16 protein-coding genes are annotated in these 18,730 nt (G+C 72.5%); 7 read left to right on the top strand and 9 right to left on the bottom strand.

The genetic code is table 11. The features are described from left to right. Positions 1 to 23: 23 nt before the first annotated feature. The 3 genes from EXU32_RS15095 to EXU32_RS15085 form a co-directional block, all read right to left on the bottom strand. Complete coding sequence (locus tag EXU32_RS15095; RefSeq protein ID WP_130628322.1) at positions 24 to 1,403, bottom strand: IS1380 family transposase; 1,380 nt, start codon at positions 1,401 to 1,403, stop codon at positions 24 to 26. Positions 1,404 to 1,519: 116 nt separating this feature from the next. Further along, on the bottom strand, positions 1,520 to 1,924 hold the full coding sequence (locus EXU32_RS15090; RefSeq protein ID WP_207233819.1) for a hypothetical protein: 405 nt from the start codon (positions 1,922 to 1,924) through the stop codon (positions 1,520 to 1,522). Next, complete coding sequence (locus EXU32_RS15085; RefSeq protein WP_165399702.1) at positions 1,917 to 2,501, bottom strand: ArsR/SmtB family transcription factor; 585 nt, start codon at positions 2,499 to 2,501, stop codon at positions 1,917 to 1,919. The genes EXU32_RS15090 and EXU32_RS15085 overlap by 8 nt, the downstream gene beginning before the upstream one ends. A gap of 149 nt (positions 2,502 to 2,650) precedes the next feature. Between EXU32_RS15085 and EXU32_RS15080 the strand changes: the two genes are divergently transcribed. From EXU32_RS15080 to EXU32_RS15055, 6 genes are all read left to right on the top strand, one after another. Further along, a complete protein-coding gene (locus EXU32_RS15080) occupies positions 2,651 to 3,880 on the top strand; it encodes an endonuclease/exonuclease/phosphatase family protein (RefSeq protein WP_130630645.1) in 1,230 nt (409 codons plus the stop codon). 73 nt (positions 3,881 to 3,953) lie between these two features. Next, positions 3,954 to 6,548 carry a circularly permuted type 2 ATP-grasp protein gene (locus EXU32_RS15075; protein ID WP_130630644.1) on the top strand — a complete coding sequence of 865 codons (2,595 nt, stop codon included), beginning with the start codon at positions 3,954 to 3,956 and terminating at the stop codon, positions 6,546 to 6,548. Continuing rightward, positions 6,545 to 7,633 (top strand): transglutaminase family protein, encoded by a 1,089-nt coding sequence (locus EXU32_RS15070; protein WP_242612808.1) that lies wholly within the window; start codon positions 6,545 to 6,547, stop codon positions 7,631 to 7,633. The genes EXU32_RS15075 and EXU32_RS15070 overlap by 4 nt, the downstream gene beginning before the upstream one ends. 10 nt (positions 7,634 to 7,643) lie before the next feature. Then, positions 7,644 to 8,468: a patatin-like phospholipase family protein gene (locus EXU32_RS15065; protein WP_130630643.1), complete on the top strand. Its 825-nt coding sequence runs from the start codon at positions 7,644 to 7,646 to the stop codon at positions 8,466 to 8,468. Then, positions 8,465 to 9,493, top strand: a complete 1,029-nt coding sequence (locus EXU32_RS15060) for a 1-acyl-sn-glycerol-3-phosphate acyltransferase (RefSeq protein WP_130630642.1) — start codon at positions 8,465 to 8,467, stop codon at positions 9,491 to 9,493. Before EXU32_RS15065 ends, EXU32_RS15060 begins: the two co-directional genes overlap by 4 nt. A gap of 32 nt (positions 9,494 to 9,525) precedes the next feature. Further along, complete coding sequence (locus EXU32_RS15055; protein ID WP_130630641.1) at positions 9,526 to 10,491, top strand: alpha/beta hydrolase; 966 nt, start codon at positions 9,526 to 9,528, stop codon at positions 10,489 to 10,491. A gap of 85 nt (positions 10,492 to 10,576) precedes the next feature. On the opposite strand, the gene pheA is transcribed toward EXU32_RS15055, so the two are convergent. Genes pheA through EXU32_RS15040 form a run of 3 tightly spaced genes read right to left on the bottom strand, consistent with a single transcriptional unit; the run spans position 10,577 to position 13,232 of the window. Continuing rightward, a complete protein-coding gene (gene pheA, locus EXU32_RS15050) occupies positions 10,577 to 11,509 on the bottom strand; it encodes a prephenate dehydratase (RefSeq protein WP_130630640.1) in 933 nt (310 codons plus the stop codon). Between the two features lie 22 nt (positions 11,510 to 11,531). Next, on the bottom strand, positions 11,532 to 11,939 hold the full coding sequence (locus tag EXU32_RS15045; protein ID WP_130630639.1) for a DUF4446 family protein: 408 nt from the start codon (positions 11,937 to 11,939) through the stop codon (positions 11,532 to 11,534). Between the two features lie 9 nt (positions 11,940 to 11,948). Further along, entirely contained in the window at positions 11,949 to 13,232 is a 1,284-nt protein-coding gene (locus EXU32_RS15040) for a glycosyltransferase 87 family protein (protein ID WP_130630638.1), read from the bottom strand. A 56-nt stretch (positions 13,233 to 13,288) separates the two neighbouring features. Between EXU32_RS15040 and EXU32_RS15035 the strand changes: the two genes are divergently transcribed. After that, complete coding sequence (locus tag EXU32_RS15035; protein WP_130630637.1) at positions 13,289 to 15,460, top strand: hypothetical protein; 2,172 nt, start codon at positions 13,289 to 13,291, stop codon at positions 15,458 to 15,460. A gap of 39 nt (positions 15,461 to 15,499) precedes the next feature. On the opposite strand, the gene EXU32_RS15030 is transcribed toward EXU32_RS15035, so the two are convergent. Genes EXU32_RS15030 through EXU32_RS15020 form a run of 3 tightly spaced genes read right to left on the bottom strand, consistent with a single transcriptional unit; the run spans position 15,500 to position 18,729 of the window. Then, positions 15,500 to 16,405 carry a hypothetical protein gene (locus EXU32_RS15030; protein ID WP_130630636.1) on the bottom strand — a complete coding sequence of 302 codons (906 nt, stop codon included), beginning with the start codon at positions 16,403 to 16,405 and terminating at the stop codon, positions 15,500 to 15,502. Positions 16,406 to 16,438: 33 nt separating this feature from the next. Continuing rightward, entirely contained in the window at positions 16,439 to 18,031 is a 1,593-nt protein-coding gene (locus EXU32_RS15025) for a glycosyltransferase 87 family protein (RefSeq protein ID WP_130630635.1), read from the bottom strand. After that, positions 18,028 to 18,729, bottom strand: coding sequence for a glycosyltransferase (locus tag EXU32_RS15020; protein ID WP_242612807.1), 702 nt, complete (start codon positions 18,727 to 18,729; stop codon positions 18,028 to 18,030). Before EXU32_RS15020 ends, EXU32_RS15025 begins: the two co-directional genes overlap by 4 nt. Between the last annotated feature and the right edge of the window lies 1 nt (position 18,730).

Below are 18,730 nucleotides of genomic sequence, written 5' to 3'. Positions count from 1 at the left end.
TCGTGCCCCGGCGGGGCTGGTGGTCAGTTCCTCGCGGTGCCTGGTGGTGCGCAGGTGGCGGCGAACAGGACTTCCCAGGCGTACTGCCAGGGCCAGCCCTCGGGCAGATGCAGGCGCAGGCGGCGGGCGGAGCGGGCCAGCCGGGCCGGGACGCTGATCAGTTGGTCGCGGATGGTGGCGGTGGTGGCCTTGGCGTGGAAGAGGGAGGCCAGGGCCCCGGCGGCGCGGGTGAGGTTGAACGCGATCGCGGCCAGCACCAGCCAGGCACTGTTCGCCGCGAACGAGCCAGAGGGTGCGTGGGCCAGGGGACCGGAGCGCAGGTCGGCGTGGACCTGCTCGATGATGGCGTGGGCGCGGTGCGCGACCTCCGCGTCGAGCATGGGCAGCGGGGTGTCGGTGAACACGCCGTGGTGGCGGTAGGTGGGGAACAGCTCGCCTTGCCCGGCGGGCACGCTGGTGGGGTTGAGGCGCTTGACGCGGCGCACGATCAGCCGGGCGGTGATGTGCTCACTCTTGCGGCGGGAGGTGAACGCGGTGAAGGGAATCTCGGCGACCTCGGCGTCAGAAACCAGACGCTGTTCGTCCTCGTCCCAGATCGCGTTGGGGTAGCGGATCGGGACCCACGATTCCTCGCTGATGGTCGAGATCGCCGCTGTGACAGCTGTGTTCATCCGGGCGGTGACGGAGAACCTGGCACCGGACCGGTGGGCGGCGGCGGCCACGTCGTGGCCGTAATAGGCGGAGTCGGCGCGCACGATCAGCTCGCCGGTCGCGCCGGCGGCGCGGCTGGTGGCCAGTGCGTCGGCGACGAACTTGCCCGCGCCGCGGGCGGAGTTGGTGTTGCCCTTGCGCAGTCGGGTGCCCACGATGACCGGCGCGGCCAGCGGGGTGGACAGGGTGGCGATCAACGCGTTGACGCCCTTGACGTGGTTGTAGCCGTAGCCGACGCCTTGCTTGGCGTAGCCGTGGGTGGCCTTGATCGTGTCGTCGACGTCCAGGTAGGCGATTCGGTGCGCGCCGGGCAGGACCGGAGACTGTTTGGTCAGGCCGGTCAGGAACCGGGAGGCGATCGCGTCCAGCTGCCGCACGTGCCCGAAGGTGAAGGTGCGCAAGAACGTGCCCAGCGTGGAGGGAGCGCGTACCCCGGTGAACAGGCGGTCCATCCCGCCGTGGCGCAGCAGGTCCATGTCATCGATGGAGTCCGCGCCGGCGACCATCCCCGCGACCAGGGCGGGGATCTTCAGGTGCGCGTTGGCGCTGCCGTCCCCCTCGAGTGTCAGGTGCTTGGTGACCAGCCGGGCCAGGCCGGCGCGCTGGGCCAGCGCCATGGTCGGGGCCAGCCCGGCGCAGGAGACCAGGTTCGGGTCATCGAAAACGGCGGTGAGGTTGTGAGAGGATTGCATCTACCGGATGCCCCTTCTTTGCTTGGTGAACTGGAACTGTCGTAAGTCCCAATTCTCCTCGCTCGCAGGGGCATTCGCATGTTCCGACCCGCACAACTGCCTACGTCATCGACACCTCATCGGTGGATCCGGGCTGAGTCGAGCGCTCGGAAGATCCCGGTGAGCAGCGACGCCAGGACGAAGGCGGCGAATGAGTGGGCGAGCAGCAGCGCCACCATCGACGCGACATTGGCGACCGCCGCCGTGATGAGCACCGGACGACGCCCGAGCGCATCCGCGAAGCCGGAGGTCGGCAGCTCCAGGGCGAGCACGGCGACGCCCATGACGGAGGAGGCGGTGAGGGCCTGCGTGAGGGTCAGCCCTCGCTCGAGCTGCCACAGGGTGAAGAGGCCGACGACGAAGCCGATCGGCAGCCACCGGGTCGCGGTGAGGGTGAGGAAGACGCGACGGGCGGCGGTGGGGGACAACGCCCTTCGAGACGGTCGCGGGGCGACCTCCTCAGGGAGCGGTGAGTCAGACATCCCAGGGGCCCTCGTCCTCGGTGGGGAAGCTCGAGACGATGACCGCGTAGCGCCGCTGCCCCTCCTCCAGGGACCCGGGGGTCGGCGGGTGCTCCTCGAGGACCTGCCAGACGAGCTGCTCGAAGCGGGACTGGATCGCCGCCGCCTGCTCGGCGGTCACGGGCACCTGCAGGTCGCTGATCGAGGTGAGCGGACGCCACGCGTCGCTGTCGCCACCACGCCGGGCCGCTGCCGCCTGCATCCGGCCCGCCGAGTGGGTCACGGCCAGCTGGTGGAAGGCATCGGTGGCGTCCCTCCCTTCGTCCGTCGTGACGTCCTCGTCGCGGACCGAGGTCATCAGGCTGGCGGCCCGCCACCACCGCTCCCGCTTGTTGCCCAGCTCGGGGGCCTCCTCGATGAACCCGTGCTCGGCCAGCTGGCGCAGGTGGTAGCTCGTCGCGCCGGAGTTGAGGCCGAGGCGCCGGGCCACCTGGCTGGCGGTCGCGGGGCCGAGTGTGCGCAGCATGCCGAGCAGGCGCATGCGCACCGGGTGTGACAGGGCGCGCAGCTGGGTGACATCGGGGATGACGGAGTCCATGGGAGCGAGCATAGACCGCAAAGAGATGTTTGCAAAGAGATGTTTGCGAAAGGCGTCTCGAGGCTCGTCGCAGAACTCCTCGCACCTCGACCAACGGTGTTCGCGCTCTCGTCAGGCGGTGTTCTCCCTTCGCCCCTAACGTCATCCGCATGACCCGACTCCACAGGTACGCGGCGCTGACCGGCGCCGCCGCGCTCGCGCTGACCGCGAGCCCCGCTCTCGCCCAAGACCGCCCGGCGCCGCAGGGGGGCGGGGACCGCACGCAGGCGGTGCGCTTCGCGACCTTCAACGCCTCGCTCAACCGCGGTAGCGAGGGCCAGCTGGAGCAGGACCTGTCGACCCCCGACAACGAGCAGGCGCGCAATGTCGCCGAGACGATCCAGCGGGTCGACCCCGACGTCGTGCTGGTCAACGAGTTCGACTACTCGCCCGAGGCGGCTCGTCTCTTCCGGGACAACTACCTGGCCGTCGGCCAGCGCGGCGCCGACCCGGTGGAGTACCCCTACCACTACATCGCGCCGAGCAACACGGGCGTGCCGAGCGGCCACGACCTCAACGACGACGGCACGGTCGGTGGTGGCGACGACGCCTACGGCTTCGGGCTCTTCCCCGGGCAGTACGGGATGGTCGTCTACAGCAAGTACCCGATCGACACCCGCAAGGTGCGCACCTTCCAGCAGCTGAAGTGGCAGGCGATGCCGGGCAACCGCATCCCCACCGACTTCTACTCGCCGGCCGAGCAGGCCGACCTGCGGCTGAGCTCCAAGAGCCACTGGGACCTGCCGATCGAGATCGGCAACCGGACCGTCCACTTCCTCACCAGCCACCCGACTCCTCCCACCTTCGACGGGCCCGAGGACCGCAACGGGCGGCGCAACGCCGACGAGATCCGCTTCTGGGCCGACTACGTGAGCGGCGGCCGGCAGGCGCGCTGGATCCGGGACGACGAAGGGGGCCGAGGTGGCCTCTCGCAGGGCACCAGCTTCGTCATCGCGGGCGACCAGAACGCCGACCCGAACGACGGCGACAGCACCGACGACGCGATCCAGCAGCTCCTCGACCACCCGCGGGTCAACACCTCCGTGACCCCGACGAGCGAGGGCGCGGTCGAGGCCAGCGAGCAGCAGGGCGGCGTCAACGCCGGGCACGTCGGTGACCCTGCCCAGGACACGGCCGACTTCGCCGAGCCTCCGGGCAACATCCGCGCCGACTACGTCCTGCCGAGCCGGGACCTGCCGATCCGTGACGCCCAGGTCTTCTGGCCCGCGAGCGGGGATCCGCTGTCGCGCCTGACCGGCAGCTACCCCTTCCCGACGAGCGACCACCGGATGGTCTGGGTCGACACCGAGGTCGGCGGGGGCCGCGGCCAGCGCGACTGACCCTCCCTTCGCCCACACCGCGAAGGGGGTGACGTGTTGCGGTGAGGGGCGCCGCGCGCGTTAGTGTCGCAACATGTCCTCCGTGGCCCTCGGCGATCATCGCCCCGACCTGATCGACGACTACCGACGGGTGGTCACGAGCAGCGAGGGGGTCGACGAGCTCGTCACCCTCGACGGGGTCCGCGAGGCCTCCCAGCCCCTCGTCGAGCAGATGGTCGAGGCCGGCCTGCCCGCACTGCTCGCCGCGCGCTCGGCCACCCGGCGCTTCGTCGCCGATGACGGCATCACCTACGGCGCCGGTGTCTCCCCGGAGGACAGCGAGGCCCCCGAGGGCCGCCAGATCCCCACCGAGCCCCGCACGTGGGACCTCGACCCCCTCCCGCTGACCTTCGGGCCCGGCGAGTGGAGCCGCCTGGAGCAGGGGGTCCGGCAGCGGGCCGTGCTCCTGGACGCCCTGCTCACCGACCTCAGCGGCGAGCAGCGGCTCGTGCGCTCGGGGACCCTGCCCGGAGCGGCCGTCTACGGGCACGACGGGTGGCTGCCCCAGGCCGACGGGATCCGCCTGCCCGGGCCGAGGCAGCTGGTCATGCCGGCGATGGACCTCGCCCGGGACCGCAACGGCAACTGGCAGGTCTTCGCCGACCGGACCCAGGCGCCCAGCGGTGCCGGCTTCGCGATGGCCAACCGCCGGATCATCGCCCGCGTCCTGCCCGACCTGCACCGCCGGGTCGACCTGGCCCGCCTGCGCGGATTCTTCTACCAGGTGCAGCGGGCGCTCGTGGCCGCGGCCCCTCAGACCGATGACATGCCGAGCATCGTCATCCTCACCCCCGGTGCCCTGAGCGACGCGGCCTTCGACGAGGCGCTCCAGTCGACCGTGCTCGGTGTGCCGGTGGTCGAGTCCGAGGACCTGGTCAGCCGTGACGGCCGGATCTGGATGCGCACCACCAGCGGGCTCTCCCCGGTCGACGTCATCATGCGGCGCGTCGAGGGTGACGCCATCGACCAGCTCGACCTGCGCGGCGACTCCCGCCTCGGGCTGCCCGGCGTCGTCGAGGCCGCCCGCCTGGGCAATGTCTCGATCGTCAACCCGATCTCCTCCGGCGTGCTGGAGAACCCCGCGCTCATCCCGTACCTGCCGCAGATCTGCCGTCAGGTGCTCGACGAGGACCTCAGCCTCACGTCGACGCAGACCTGGTGGGCCGGCGACCCCACCCACCTCAGCCACATCGTCACCCAGCTGGGGAGCCTCGTCGTCAAGCCGGCCTCCCGGACGGGCAGCACCAACAGCGTCTACGGCTGGGAGCTGACGGCGCAGGAGCGCGACGACCTGGCCATGCGGATCCAGTCCGAGCCGTGGCGCTGGACGGCCCAGGACCCGATGACGATGTCGAGCGCACCGGTCGTCACGGCCGGTGGCCTCGAGCCGCGCAGCGTGGTCCTGCGGACCTTCGCCGTCGCCGACGAGGACGACTACGCGGTCATGCCCGGTGGCCTCGGCCGGGTCGCCGTGCGTGCCGACTCGGGGACGGTCTCGAGCCTCACCGGCGCCACGAGCAAGGACGTGTGGGTCCGCGTCGACTCCGACACCACGCCCCGCGAGGGCGAGATCCAGAGCGTCCCGAGCCTGCTCGAGGGCAGCACACCGTCCGGCTACGCAGCACCGTCGCCCCGCGTCGCAGCGGACCTGTACTGGATGGGCCGCTACGCCGAGCGCGCCGAGGCCGCGGCCCGGCTGCTGCGGGTGGCCGACAACCTCGTCGACGACCACGCCGCCCGCCCGGGCACCACCGGTCACACCGCGATGCTCGCGATCCTCGAGGCGGTCACCGAGGTCATGTCGGTGCACCCCGGGTTCATCGGCGACGAGGCCGAGGCGCGACGCGAGGACCCGCTGCCCTACCTGCGCGAGCTCACCCTCGAGCCCCGCATCGTCGGGTCGGTCGCCTACAGCACCCACCGGGCGGTGATCGCGGCCCAGTCCGTGCGCGAGACCCTCTCCGTCGACACCTGGCTGGTCATGTCCCGCCTGGAGCGCACCCTGCAGCACAGCGTCCCGCAGGACGACCTGCAGGAGCTGCTGATGGAGACCATCGAGGGCCTCCTCGCGCTCGCCGGGATCGGCGTCGAGTCGCTGGTCCGCGACCCGGCGTGGGCCTTCGCCGACGCCGGCAAGCGGGTCGAGCGCGCGCAGCAGACGATCCGGCTGCTCGCGAGCGTCCTGGCGGTCGAGCGCACCCCCGTCGTCGAGGGGACGACCACGGAGTCGGCGCTGCTCGCCGCAGAGTCGGTCATCACCTACCGCCGCCGCCTCACGGCGGGCCTCGGACCCATGTCCGCGCTGCAGGCCGCGGTCGACCTGCTGCTGCGCGACGCGAGCAACCCGCGCTCGGTTGCCTTCCAGGTCCAGCAGCTCGGCGAGGACCTCGAGCTCATCGAGGACGAGGCCGCGCTCCCCGCGGTCCGCGAGCTCGCGGAGCGGATCGCCGGGCTCGACCTCGACGAGCTCTTCGCCGACGGACACCAGCCCCTCGCCGCGGCCCTGAAGGACGTCGGCGGTGACCTGCGCGCCGCGCACCAGGCGATCGACAGGGAGTACTTCAGCCGCAAGGAGCCGGGGCGCAGCGTCCAGTGGGTCCAGTGGAACGGCGCGGAGGAGTCCTGGTGAGCGCCGACGAGCAGCCCCGGGCCGACGAGCAGCCCCGGACCGACGCGGCGGCCCCGGACGAGCAGCGGACGACGGGGGACACCTCCGTCCCCGAGCGGCCACCGGCCCCCGAGCCGGTCGTCACCGGTGACCCGCTGGTCCCCGTCATCAGGCCGGAGCACCACACCCTTCGCCAGTACGAGGTGCGCCACCGCACGACCTACACCTACGAGGAGTACGTGACCGACTCCTTCGGTCGGGCGCTGCTGCGGCCCAGGCAGACCGACCAGCAGCGGGTCGTCGAGCACACCGTCGAGATCACGCCCGAGCCGCACATCCTCACCGAGCACGTCGACCACTTCGGCAACCAATCGAGCTTCTACGAGGTGCGCACCCCGCACACGGTGCTCGACGTCCACAAGCGCAGCCTCATGGAGATCGAGTGGCCGGCCCCGGACATGGACCGGCTCAACGCGTGGACGGTCGCCGAGGTGGCCGAGCTCGTCGCCACCGGTGACGAGCTCGACCGGGCCGAGGCGGCGCAGTACCTCCTGCCCTCCCAGCTGGTCGAGATCGCGCCCGAGGTCGTCGCCTACTCCGCGGGGATACTCCCGCCGGACCGGCCCTTCGGCGAGGGGCTCGTGGCCCTCTACTCCGACATCTACCGCGACTTCACCTATGCCAAGGGCACGACGAGCGTCAAGACGACGCTGCCGGAGCTGCTGGCCCAGCGCGAAGGCGTCTGCCAGGACTTCGCCCACCTCGCCGCCGGCTGCCTGCGGGCGGTCGGCATCCCCGGGCGCTACGTCTCGGGGTACATCGAGACGCGCCCGCCGGCCGGCGAGGTCAAGCTCGCGGGCTCGGACGCCTCGCACGCGTGGGTGGCCGCGATGACACCGGAGGGCGACTGGGTCGACCTCGACCCGACCAACAACCACTTCGCCGACTCCCGCTACATCGTCACCGGGTGGGGGCGGGACTTCCGCGACGTCTCGCCGCTCAAGGGCGTGATCTTCGGCGAAGGGGGTGGCTCCAGCCTCAAGGTCGGCGTGGACGTGATCCCCCTGGACGGGTCGGACCCGCGCGCCGACGCCCCGCCGAAGTAATCTGACGTCCATGCCCACCACCGCCTTCGTCCTCGGTGGCGGTGGCGTCCTCGGAGCGACCCAGGTGGGCATGCTGCAGGCGCTGCTCGCCGAGGGCATCACCCCCGACCTCGTCGTCGGGACGAGCATCGGTTCGGTCAACGGGGCCTTCGTCGCGGCCGACCCGAGCATCGACGGGGTCGCGCGGCTCGAGGAGCTGTGGCGCGATGTCGTCCGGTCCGGTGAGATGAGCGAGAGCCCGGTGCGGCAGGCCGCGCGCTTCGCCCGGCACCGCACGCACGTCATGCGCCGTGGCCTCATCCGCGACCTCGTCGCGGAGTACCTCGGGGTCGAGCGCATCGAGGACCTGCAGGTGCCCTTCCAGTGCGTGGCCGCCGAGATCGAGAGCTCGGCGTCGCGCTGGTTCACCTCCGGGCCGATCGGGCCAGCGGTGGCAGCCAGCTGTGCCGTCCCCGGGCTCTTCGCGCCCGTCGAGGTCGACGGCGCGCACTACTACGACGGCGGCCTGGTGCACTCGATCCCCGTGGGGCGGGCGATCGCGCTCGGGGCCACCGAGATCCACGTGCTGCAGGTCGGCCGGATCGAGCAGCCGCTGAGCGCCCCGACCAACCCGCTCGACGTCGGGCTCGTCGCCTTCGAGATCGCCCGGCGGCACCGCTTCGTCGAGGAGATCGCCGAGGTGCCGGACTCGGTGCGGCTGCACGTCCTGCCGAGCGGGGTCGACAGGACACCGACCGCGTCGCTGCGCGGCCTGGCGAGCGTGGCCAAGGTCGAGGACCGGATGGCCCGCGCCTTCGACGCGACCAGCGCCTACCTCGAGGGGACCACGCGATGAGGATCAGCTCGCTCCCTTCGCTCGGAGCGCCGCCGCTCTGGCTGCGGATGGTCCTGCAGGGGCTCTACCCGCTCTTCGGGATCGTCATGTCGCTGGTGCTGCTGCTCATCACCCCCTTCCTCCTCCTGCTGTGGCCCTGGGACCGGCACCTGTCGATCCTGCGCTGCCTCTTCCTCACCGTCTACGTCATGTGGGAGGACATCGGCCTGGTCGTCGAGTGCTGGTACCTGCGGCTGCGCTCACCGCGTGGGACGAGCCCGACCTGGGACGAGGACCACTTCGCGCTGATCAAGCAGGCGCTGCACAACGTCCTCTTCACGGCCAAGCGGGTCGTCGGCTTCCACGTCGAGATCGAGGGCGAGCTCACCGTCGGCCGCCCGGGGCACCCGCTCGTCGTCATCTCGCGCCATGCCGGACCCGCCGACTCGCTCGCGATCGCCTGGCTGCTGGCCTCGACGGCCGGGCGCGTCCCGCGGGTGATCCTCGCCGACGCGATGCTGTGGGACCCGGGCATCGCCATGGTCCTGCAGCGGGTGGGCTCCTACTTCGTCCCCTCGCGCTCGGGTGCCGGCGACGACCGGACCAAGGGGGTCGCCGACCTCGCCGCGACCCTGTCGGCCAAGGACGCGCTGCTGATCTTCCCCGAGGGGCGCAACTGGACCCGCGACCGGCACGAGGACCAGGTGCGCGACCTGCGGGCCAAGGGCGAGGCCGACCGGCTGGCCACGGCCGTCGCCCGGCCGTGGGTGCTCGAGGCCCGCTCCCGCGGGGTCGCCGCGATCCGCGAGCACGCGCCCGATGCCGATGTCCTCGTCATCGCGCACACCGGGCTCGACATGATCTCCGGGCCGGCCGCGGTCATCCGCAACGTGCCCTTCCGCAACCGGCTGCTCATCCGCGGCCGCACCTATCGCAGCGAGGACGTGCCCACCGACCCGGACGAGGTCGCGGACTGGCTCGAGGCCCGCTGGGGCGAGGTCAACTACTGGGTCGACAACCGGATCAGCGGACGGGACCACCTGTGAGGCTGCCGCCCTTCCCCCCGACGGTGAGCTCGGTGGCGGTCGCTGCCGCCGCGGAGGCGGACAACCGGGTGCACCGGTGGCCGCTCACGCCCCGGATCACCGCACGGCTGCGGGCGAAGGGAGCCGCGCAGCGGATCGCGGGCTTCGAGGCCGATCGTGCGGGGCTGGGTGTCGAGACGGAGCGCGATGCTCGTGGGCACCTGGTCATGACGGCGCCTGATCGGCACGACGTCGGGCAGACGGGTGCGGACGGTGACGACGCGTGGGTGCTGTGGATCCACGGCGGCGGCTTCTGCTGGGGGTCGGCGCGCGACGGGACCGGGCTGCGGCTGGCTGCCGGGCTCGGCCGACCGGTCGTGTCGGTCGAGTACCCGCTGGCTCCCGAGGCGCGCTTCCCCGTCGCGATCGACGTCTGTCTCGAGGCCTACCTGGCCGGGGTCGAGGAGCGCGGGCCGCGGGTCCTGCTCGGTGGGGTCTCTGCCGGGGCCAACCTGGCCCTCGGTGTGCTGCAACGGATCCGGGAGCTGCGCGCGGACGGTGACGGACCGCCGCTGCCGCTCGGGGTGGTGGCGCTGACCCCCTTCGGCGACCTGGCGGGGGAGGGCGACTCCTACCGCGTCAACGAGGGCCGAGACGCCTACCTGCGCTGGCGCGGTCAGCAGCGGAAGTTCGCGCTGGCCTACGCCGGTGGCGCCGACCTGCGCGACCCGCTCGTCTCGCCCGTGCACGCGGACTGGACCGGCGAGGCGCTGCCGCCGGCGATCTTCACGACCGGGACGCGCGACCTCTTCCTGTCGGACACCGCGCGGATCCACACGGCCTGGCGGGCGGCCGGTGGCGAGGCGGACATGGTGCTGGCCGAGGGGATGTGGCACTCCTACCTCTCCGACTCCCGGCTGCCCGAGTCGGCCGCGCTCCTGGCGCGGCTGCTGGACTGGTGCGAGGAGGTGCTGGGTCGGTCTCGAGACTCCCGTTCTGCTCCTCGTGGTGGGTCATGACCCACCACGAGGAGCAGAACGGGAGCGCCCGGAAGGGCTGTCGCCATGCCGGTCCGGGACCTGCTCAGTCCGGTCCGGGACCCGCTCAGTCGCCGAGGCGCCGTAGCCAGTCGAGCCACTCCCGCGCGGCGACGAAGGCCCGGTCGGTCGCGATCGGGTCGATCGTGATCTCGACCCCGGAGGCGGCGGCGTAGGAGCCGAGGAAGCGGACGTCGGCGCAGATGCGGTGCAGGCTCATCAGTGCCGCGCCGACCCGCTCGTCCTGCACGTGCCCCTCGAGGTCGATCGAGAAGCAGTAGGAGCCCATCGAGTCCTTGGTCGGCCGCGACTCCAGCCGGGTCATGTTGATCCCGCGCACCGAGAACTGCTCGAGCAGCTCGAGCAGGCCACCGGCGCGGTCGCTGCGCTGGTAGAGCACGACCGTCGTCTTGTCGCGCCCGGTCGGCGCCGGCTGCCACTCCGGGCGGGCGACCACGACGAAGCGGGTCACGGCGTTGGTCATGTCGCCGATGTCGTGCGCGAGCACGTCCAGACCGAAATGCTCGGCCGCGATCGGCGCGCACACGGCGACGTCGTACCCGAGGTCGTCCGGGTGCTCGGCGAGGTCCTTGGCGGCCGATGCGGTCGACAGGGTCGGCACGTAGATCGCCTGCGGCGCCTGCTTGCCCGCCCAGCCACGCACCTGCGCCCAGGCGTGGCTGTGCGTGCCGATGGCCCGAGCGTCGGTCAGGGTCGTGCCCGGCCGGGCGCACGCGACAAAGGTGATCGGGACGAGAACCTCGCCGACGACGACGAGCGGGTCGCCCGAGGTGAGGGCGTCGAGGGTGGCCGAGACACCCCCTTCGACCGAGTTCTCGATCGGGACGACCGCAGCGTCCACGTCACCGGCCCGCAGCGCGTCCAGCGCGACATCCACCGAGCCGAGCGGCACCTGCTCGTGCTCGGTGTCGGCCACCCACGACAGGAGTGCCTGCTGGGTGAAGGTGCCCTCGGGGCCGAGGTAGGCGTAGCGGGTCATGTCTCCTCCTGGGGACGTGCGGTCAGGCATCGGGCGAGCCGGTACGGGCCGCGGCGAGCGCCTGACGCTCTTCGGGGGTGAGGGTGGCGTCGGCGTCGCCACCGACGACGCCCTTGGCATAGGTGCGCGACTCCCCGCGGCCGTGGATGCTGCTGAGGACGACCCCGTCGCCGGTGTCGTCGATGATCGCGGCGGAGAAGGAGAGCCGGCCGCCCATGTCGCCGAAGGCGTCGTAGCGCACGACCGCCACGTGCCGCAGGGCCTGGGCGATGTCATGACGAAGGGCGGCGAGGTCCCCGTCGCCGACGGGCGAGCGGTCCTCGAGGACCGCGACGCGGTCGCCCAGTGACCGGACGCGCGCCACGAGGGCGGCGACGGCGAGGATCGCGAGGGCGAGACCGCACAGCAGGGCGATCTCGACAGCACTCATGGCGTCACCCTAACCACCGGACGCGACGCGGGTCCCGCTGTCCGCGCCGGGTGCAGGTACCGGGCGCAGCGCCGCGGTCACCTCTGCGGCCGACCGCTCACGGTCGGTGCGGTGCACGGCCCAGGCGAGCAGTGCGAGGACGACCACGCTGCCGACGACATTGCCCTCGACCAGGACGTCGCCGACCCAGCGCGGGTCCCTCCCTTCGCGGAGCCACAGCACCCCCCAGAAGGGCATCGTGCAGACGAACCACGCGACGACGACGGCGGCCGCGCCGACGCGACGCCAGTCCGGCCGGGCCCGCAGGACCGACCAGCCGAGGATCGCCGGGACGATGACCATGATCCAGTGCAGGTGGTGCACCCAGGAGACCGGCGAGATCAGGAAGCCCGCCAGGCCGACCGCGCCGACCTCGGCGATCCAGTCGCCCTGACGGTGGGCGCGGTGGGCGACCCAGAAGACGATCGCACCCATGACGAGCAGCCACGGCGCCCACGCGAGCGTCAGCTCGGTGCCCTCGAGCCCGCGCCGCAGCAGGGTCGCCCGGAAGGCCTGGTTGGCCGAGCCGTCGTTGGGCCCCAGCCGGGTCGGGTCGGACAGCGCGCCACCCCAGAAGGCGAAGGAGGCCTGCGGCAGCGCCAGCCAGGCCGCGACGGAGACGAAGGTGGCGGTGCCGATCGCCCAGCCGGCCTCCCGCCAGCGGCGGTTCAGCAGGTAGTGGATGACGAAGACTCCGGGCGTCAGCTTGATCGCCATCGCCAGGCCGACGAGGACCCCGGGCGGGACCTTGGCCAGCCACCGGGCACGCGGGCGCTGCAGGTCGAGCAGGCAGGCGAGTACGAGGACGGCGTTGACCTGGGCGAAGCGGATCCCGTCACCGACCGGCTGGGTCCACAGGAACCCCGCCGCGACGACCCCCACGAGCACCGGTGCCCACACCCCGACCCGCTCCCGCAGGCGGAACCACGCGACCCACGTGATCGCGACATTGGCGAGCAGCTGGGCGATCGTCCAGCCCCAGGCCGCGACGGGGAAGGGGACGAAGGCCAGCGGGACCGAGAGGAAGGCCGCGATCGGCGGGTAGGTGAAGGGCAGCAGCTGCGGCGGCTGGGTCATCTGCGCGTAGATGTCGCGCCCCTGCAGCACCGAGATCCCGCCCTCGCGGTAGACCTGCACGTCGACCTGCCACTGGTCCTGGGGGAAGAGCAGGAGGAACTTCGCGATCGGCCAGGCCGCGATCAGCACGAAGAGCACGACGGCCAGCAGCAGGTGGGGACGGCTCACGCGGGACATGCCGCCATTGTGTCCGACGGGCGCTCGCAGAGGACGCAGGTCACTACGGTGGACACATGATGAGCGCCCTGCACTCCCTTCGTCCTGCGGGTGTGCTCCTGGTCCTGCTCCCGCTGCTCGTCCTCATGGGGGCGCTCGCCCCGTCGTCGGCGGCCGCGCAGGAGCCACGTGACGTCATCGTCGTCGGGGCACCGGGCCTGTCGTGGAGCGATGTCACGCCCGAGGCGACGCCGGCCATCCACTCCTTCGCCGGGGGTGCAGCGATCACCAACCTCAACGTGCGCTCCACCTACTTCACGTCCTGCCCGTCCGACGGGTGGCTCGGCCTGTCGGCGGGTGCCCGCGCGGCCGAACCGCGCGATGTCACCCGGGCGCAGCTGCGTGCCAACCCCCGGGCGCTGCCGCACTGCAGTCCGCTCCCGTCCCTCCCCGAGTCCGGCCCCGACCTCGCTGCGGTCGAGATGGACCACGGCTACTGGCAGGACCTGTCGAAGAAGATTGCGGCACAAGGCTTCGACGCGCAGATCGGCACACTGGGCACGGCCGTCCGCGAGGCCGGAGGCTGCATCGCTGGCAGCGGCGCCGGCGCGGTGCTCGCGATGGCCGACCGCGACGGGGTGGTCCCCGGCGGCGAGCCCGGGATCAACGAGAGCTGCGCGATCACCCTCGCGGGTGCGCCTCCGGTGACCGCACCCGACCCGGGGCCGGTCCGCGCGCAGGAGGTCGAGGCCGTCGACGCCGTCGTCGCCGACGTCGTCGCCGGGGTCGACTCCGACACCGTCATCGTCCTCGCGGGCCTGTCCGACGACGGTGGCCAGCCCGGCCTGCGGGTGCTGGCCATGGCCGGCGCGGGGATCCGTGCCGGGTGGCTGCACTCCGACTCGACGACGCGCGACGAGATGGCCCAGATCGCCGATGTCACCCACACGGTGCTCACCACTGCCGGGATGAGCGTGCCGGAGGGTCTCGCCGGCCGACAGCTGGTCCCGGTCCCCGACGCGTCGCCCGTCGACGACCGGATGGCCTCCCTCGTCGACGACGATGCCCAGCTGCGGGCCGCGGACGAAGTCATCCCGCCCTTCTTCCGTGGCTTCGGCATCGGGCTGGTGGCCCTGCTCGCCCTCGCGGGGCTCGTGGGGGCCTTCGGTCCTCGACGTTGGCGCCCGGTGGTCAGCCGCGGGGCGGGGCTCGTCGGTCTGGTGGCGATGGCCGTCCCTGCCTCGACCTATCTGCTCACCCTGACGCGGTGGTTCGACACGGCGACCCCCATGTCGGCCTTCGTCCTGCGACTCGCGGTCATCGACCTGGCCCTGGTCGCTCTGGCCCTCACCGCGGTCTGGGCCGCCCTGCAGCGGCCTTCATCGCGCTCGCGTGCCGAGGGCACGACGGCCGCCCTGACCGGCGTCGGGGTGCTGAGCGCGGTGACCTTCCTCCTGCTCGCCGGTGACCTGCTCCTCGGCGGTGGGCGGATGACGATGCTGTCGGTCCTCGGGCTGCTGCCCCTCGACGGCGGGCGCTTCCACGGCTTCGGCAATGTCCCCTTCGCGATCTTCGTGGCGGCCGCCTTCCTGCTCATGACGGCGCTCGCGGACTCGTCCCTGGCTCGAGGACGCCGTGGTCCGGCCGTCTTCGTGGTCGCCGTCGTGGGGCTGGCGACCTTCGTCGTCGACGCCTGGCTGGGGGCTGACGGTGGTGGCGCGCTCGCGCTCATCCCGTCGGTCGGCTACCTCGTGCTCGCCGTGGCCGGGGTACGGCTGGGCTGGGTCAAGGCGCTGGGCATCGCGGTCGCCACCGGGGTCGGCTTCCTCGCGATGGCGGGCGCGGACTGGCTGCGCCCCGAGGAGCAGCGCACCCACCTGGGTCGCTTCTTCCAGAGCCTGCTCGACGGCGACGCGTGGGGGATCGTCTGGCGCAAGCTGCAGACCAACGTGGACCTGCTGCTCGGACCGGAGCGCGCGGCACTCCTCGTGCCGCTGGTGCTCATCGCGCTCATCTGGGTGCTCGCCCGGCCGGGCAGCGCTGCGGGAGCGCGCCTGCAGCCGACCTTCGCGGCCTACCCGGCCCTGCGGGTCGGGCTCATCGGCCTGGTCGTCGCGCTCACCGTGGGCTTCCTGCTCAACGACTCGGGCACCGCCATCCCGGCTGCCGCCGCCCTCGTCCTGGGACCGGCGCTGGTGGTCCTGTGGGTCGGGCACCGGCCGCAGCGCGCCCTGCGCGCCTCTACGTGAGGAGCGCAGCGCCCGACGACCAACTCGCGGTGAGGTCTGTCAGGGACTCGTGAGCTGCCGCGGGTAGCAGGTGTTGGTGAGGTCGTCGCCGGTCAGCCACGGGAACTCGCTGTCGCACCACGCCTGGGCGTCGGCGCGTGAGGACAGACCGCCCGGGTCGACGATCGTCATCCAGATCTTGTCTCCGTCGGGGCCCTTGGTGCTGCCCAGGTCCTCGGCCTTGAGGAGATAGACCGACGTGTAGCCGGAGTAGACGCTGTCGAGGTCGTCGTGGAGCTCGAGGATGTCCTGGAGACGGAAGACGTGCGACCCGCTGCGCGTCGTCTGGCGCTCGTCGCGAGTGCCGTCCTGCTTGGCCGAGAGGCTCAGCGCCCAGGAGTCGTCGGTGACGAGCTGACCGAGGGACTGGTCGCGCAGGTCGCCCAGCTGGTCGGCAGCCGTCACGGGCGCGGTGGTCGTGGACGTGCTCGTGGCGGTCGTAGTCACGGTCGTCGTCGGGGGTGGCGGAGGCGCAGTGCTCGTCACTGTCGTCACCACCGCGGTCGCGGTGCTGGTGGTCGGCGCCGCGGCGCTCGTGTCGTCGCGCGTGCTCGCCCACCAGGCGGCCGCCCCTCCGAGGACCAGGACCATCGCGGCGACCGCACCGACCGCGACGAAGACCGGCCAGTGTGGTCCGCCGCCACCGGACGGCGCGGGCGGGCCCGACGCCACCGGTGACATGGGGGCCGGGGTCGTCTCGGCAGGCTGTCGGGAGACCAGCCAGTCGTCCCAGCCGGACTCGGGACCGTGGGGCTGGTCCGGGGGCGCAGCCGGATGCTGGACGGAGGTCGGTTGGTCGTCGGCCCAGAAGACATCGTTGGGATCAGCCTCGCCCGGACTCAGACGCGCTCCGCACCGGGCGCAGAAGGTGCCCGTCCCCGTGGTCCCACAGCTGTTGCACAGCATCTCGCTCCCCGCTCTCCCCAACGAACCTGAAGTCTAGGGCCGGCGACCGACAGCCGTGGGTCTCGGGGCCCGACGCCACATGACCCACAGCGCCGCCCACACCGCCAGCGTCATCAGCGGCGACGCGACGAAGCGGAAGCCCAGCGTCACCGCCTCGATGTCCCCGGGCAGGTGGACGCGCCCGGGCACGTAGGCCAGTGCGAGGACGACCGACCGGGCGAGCAGCAGCAGCAGGAGCGGACGGAAGCGGCGCCAGCCCTCGGCCGACAGCAGACCCACGAGCGCTGCCGTCGCCAGCCACTGCGGCAGCTCGTACCAGGGCAGGACATAGCCGGCCCCGAGCGAGTAGGCGGTCGTCAGGACGAAGAGTGCCCGCACCGCGAGGACGTGCGTCAGTTCCTCGGTGAGGCGCCACAGGGCGATGGCGAGCAGGACGCAGCCGACCGCGGCTATCCAGGTGGTCGCCGTCCGGGCCGCCGGCTCGCTGACCACCAGGTCCAGCGCCGTGTAGACCGCCCGCCACGGCATGGCATAGGAGATGCCGCCACCCGCCTGGGCGATCCGGCCGAGCGCGTGGCCGCCGATGACCAGGTGCGCCGGCACGATGACGAGCAGCGAGCCGATGACGAGCCGAGCCGCCCCTCCCAACCGAGCCGCCCCTCCCAACCGCATCTCCTTAAGGTCGTGCGCAGGGGCATCACGGTTCGGGCGCATCTCCTTAAGGTCGTGCGCAGGGGAATCACGGTTCGGGCGCATCTCCTTAAGGTCGTGCGCAGGTTGGGGGGCCTGCGGGTGCCTGCGCTCGGCGACGAGCGCCCACAGCAGGGTGATGCCGACGACCCCCGCGGTCAGCTTGGTGCTCGCGGCGAGACCCGTCGCGAGCCCGGCCAGGAGGGGCCGGCGGGCCAGCCCGAGGGCGAGGGCCGCCACCATCGCGCAGACGGCCAGCGTGTCGACGTGTGCGCCGAGGACGCCGGCGCCGAGCACGACGACATTGGTCGTCCACCAGCGGTCGACGGTCGGGCGAGCGGTCCCGAGCCGGACGAGCACCTCACGGGTGCCGAGCCACGCCCCGACGACGACGACCTGCCAGACCCACACGACCTGCCGGGTGACCTCGCCGCCCAGCCACGCGGACAGGCCCATGAGCCAGGTACCGACCGGGCCGTAGACGCTCGTCGCCTCCCGCCACGGGTCCTGCACCTGGCTGACGACGGGGTCGACCCCGCCGCGCCAGTCGGCCGGGACCACCGACCACGGGTCGCCGCCCTCGACCAGGATCCGGCCGTAGGCGGCGTAGTTGGTGTGGTCCGCGGTGCCGAAGGGAGCTGTGAGCAGGACCAGCGCGGCGAGGGCCGCCAGGTGCCACGACCGCAGGCGAAGGGGGGTGGGCCGGCACACGTGCCGCCACAGCGAGAGGCCGCCGAGCAGGTAACCCGAGGTCTGCAGCACGACGACGGTCCAGCCGCCGAGCTGCCAGGGCAGGTCCGGTGGCGCCCAGCCACGTGGTCCGAGGGGCGGCAGGGCGAGCGAGGTGCCGCTGGCCCCGACGAGCAGCAGCAGGCCGATCGCGGTCGCGAGCAGGGCGAGCCCCAGCGAGTCGCGATCGTCGCGGGTGTCCGTCACGACAGGAAGCGACGGGCGAGCAGCGCGGTCGACACGTCGCGCAGCTGCTTGGCCCGGTGCAGGCGCCCCGCGAGGTCGGTGCCGGTGCGTCGGTGGGTCAGCCCCACGGGGACCTCGACGACCCGGCGGCCGGCCCGCAGCACGTCGACGAGCATCGCGGCCTCGACGCCCCAGCCGCTCGCCAGCGGGGTCGCGTCGGCGAAGGTCTCGCGGGTCATCGCGCGCATTCCGTTGAGCGGCTGCTCGATCCTGCGGCCCGTCATCGCCTCGATCTGGCCCCGGGCCAGCCGGACCACCCTGCCGGCGCCGAGCGACGACGCGCTCCTCGGGATGTTGGCCACGGCCAGGTCGGCGCTGCCGGCGAGGACCGGCAGCAGCAGCGGCTCGAGGTTGGTCGCCGAGGCGCCGAGGTCGGCATCGGCGAAGAGCAGGACGTGCGGGTCGGAGCCGGTACGGGTCTCCTCCTCGAGGAGCCGAGCGACGCCCGTCTCGAGCGCAGCAGCCTTGCCCCGGTTGGCCGGGTGGCGCACGACGAGCGCCTCGGCGTCGGCAGCCACGGCGGCCGTGGCGTCGGTGGACCCGTCGTCGACCACGATGACGAGGTCGACGTCGTCCAGCGCCAGGAGGGCCGTGACGGTCGCGGCGACCCGGTCGGCTTCGTCCTTGGCCGGGACGATCGCGGCCACCCCCGCGGACATG

This window comes from Janibacter limosus (assembly GCF_004295485.1).
Classification (GTDB): Bacteria; Actinomycetota; Actinomycetes; order Actinomycetales; family Dermatophilaceae; genus Janibacter; species Janibacter limosus_A.
The sequence above is the reverse complement of the archived record's forward strand: the minus strand, read 5'-3'. Positions and strand labels throughout refer to the sequence as shown.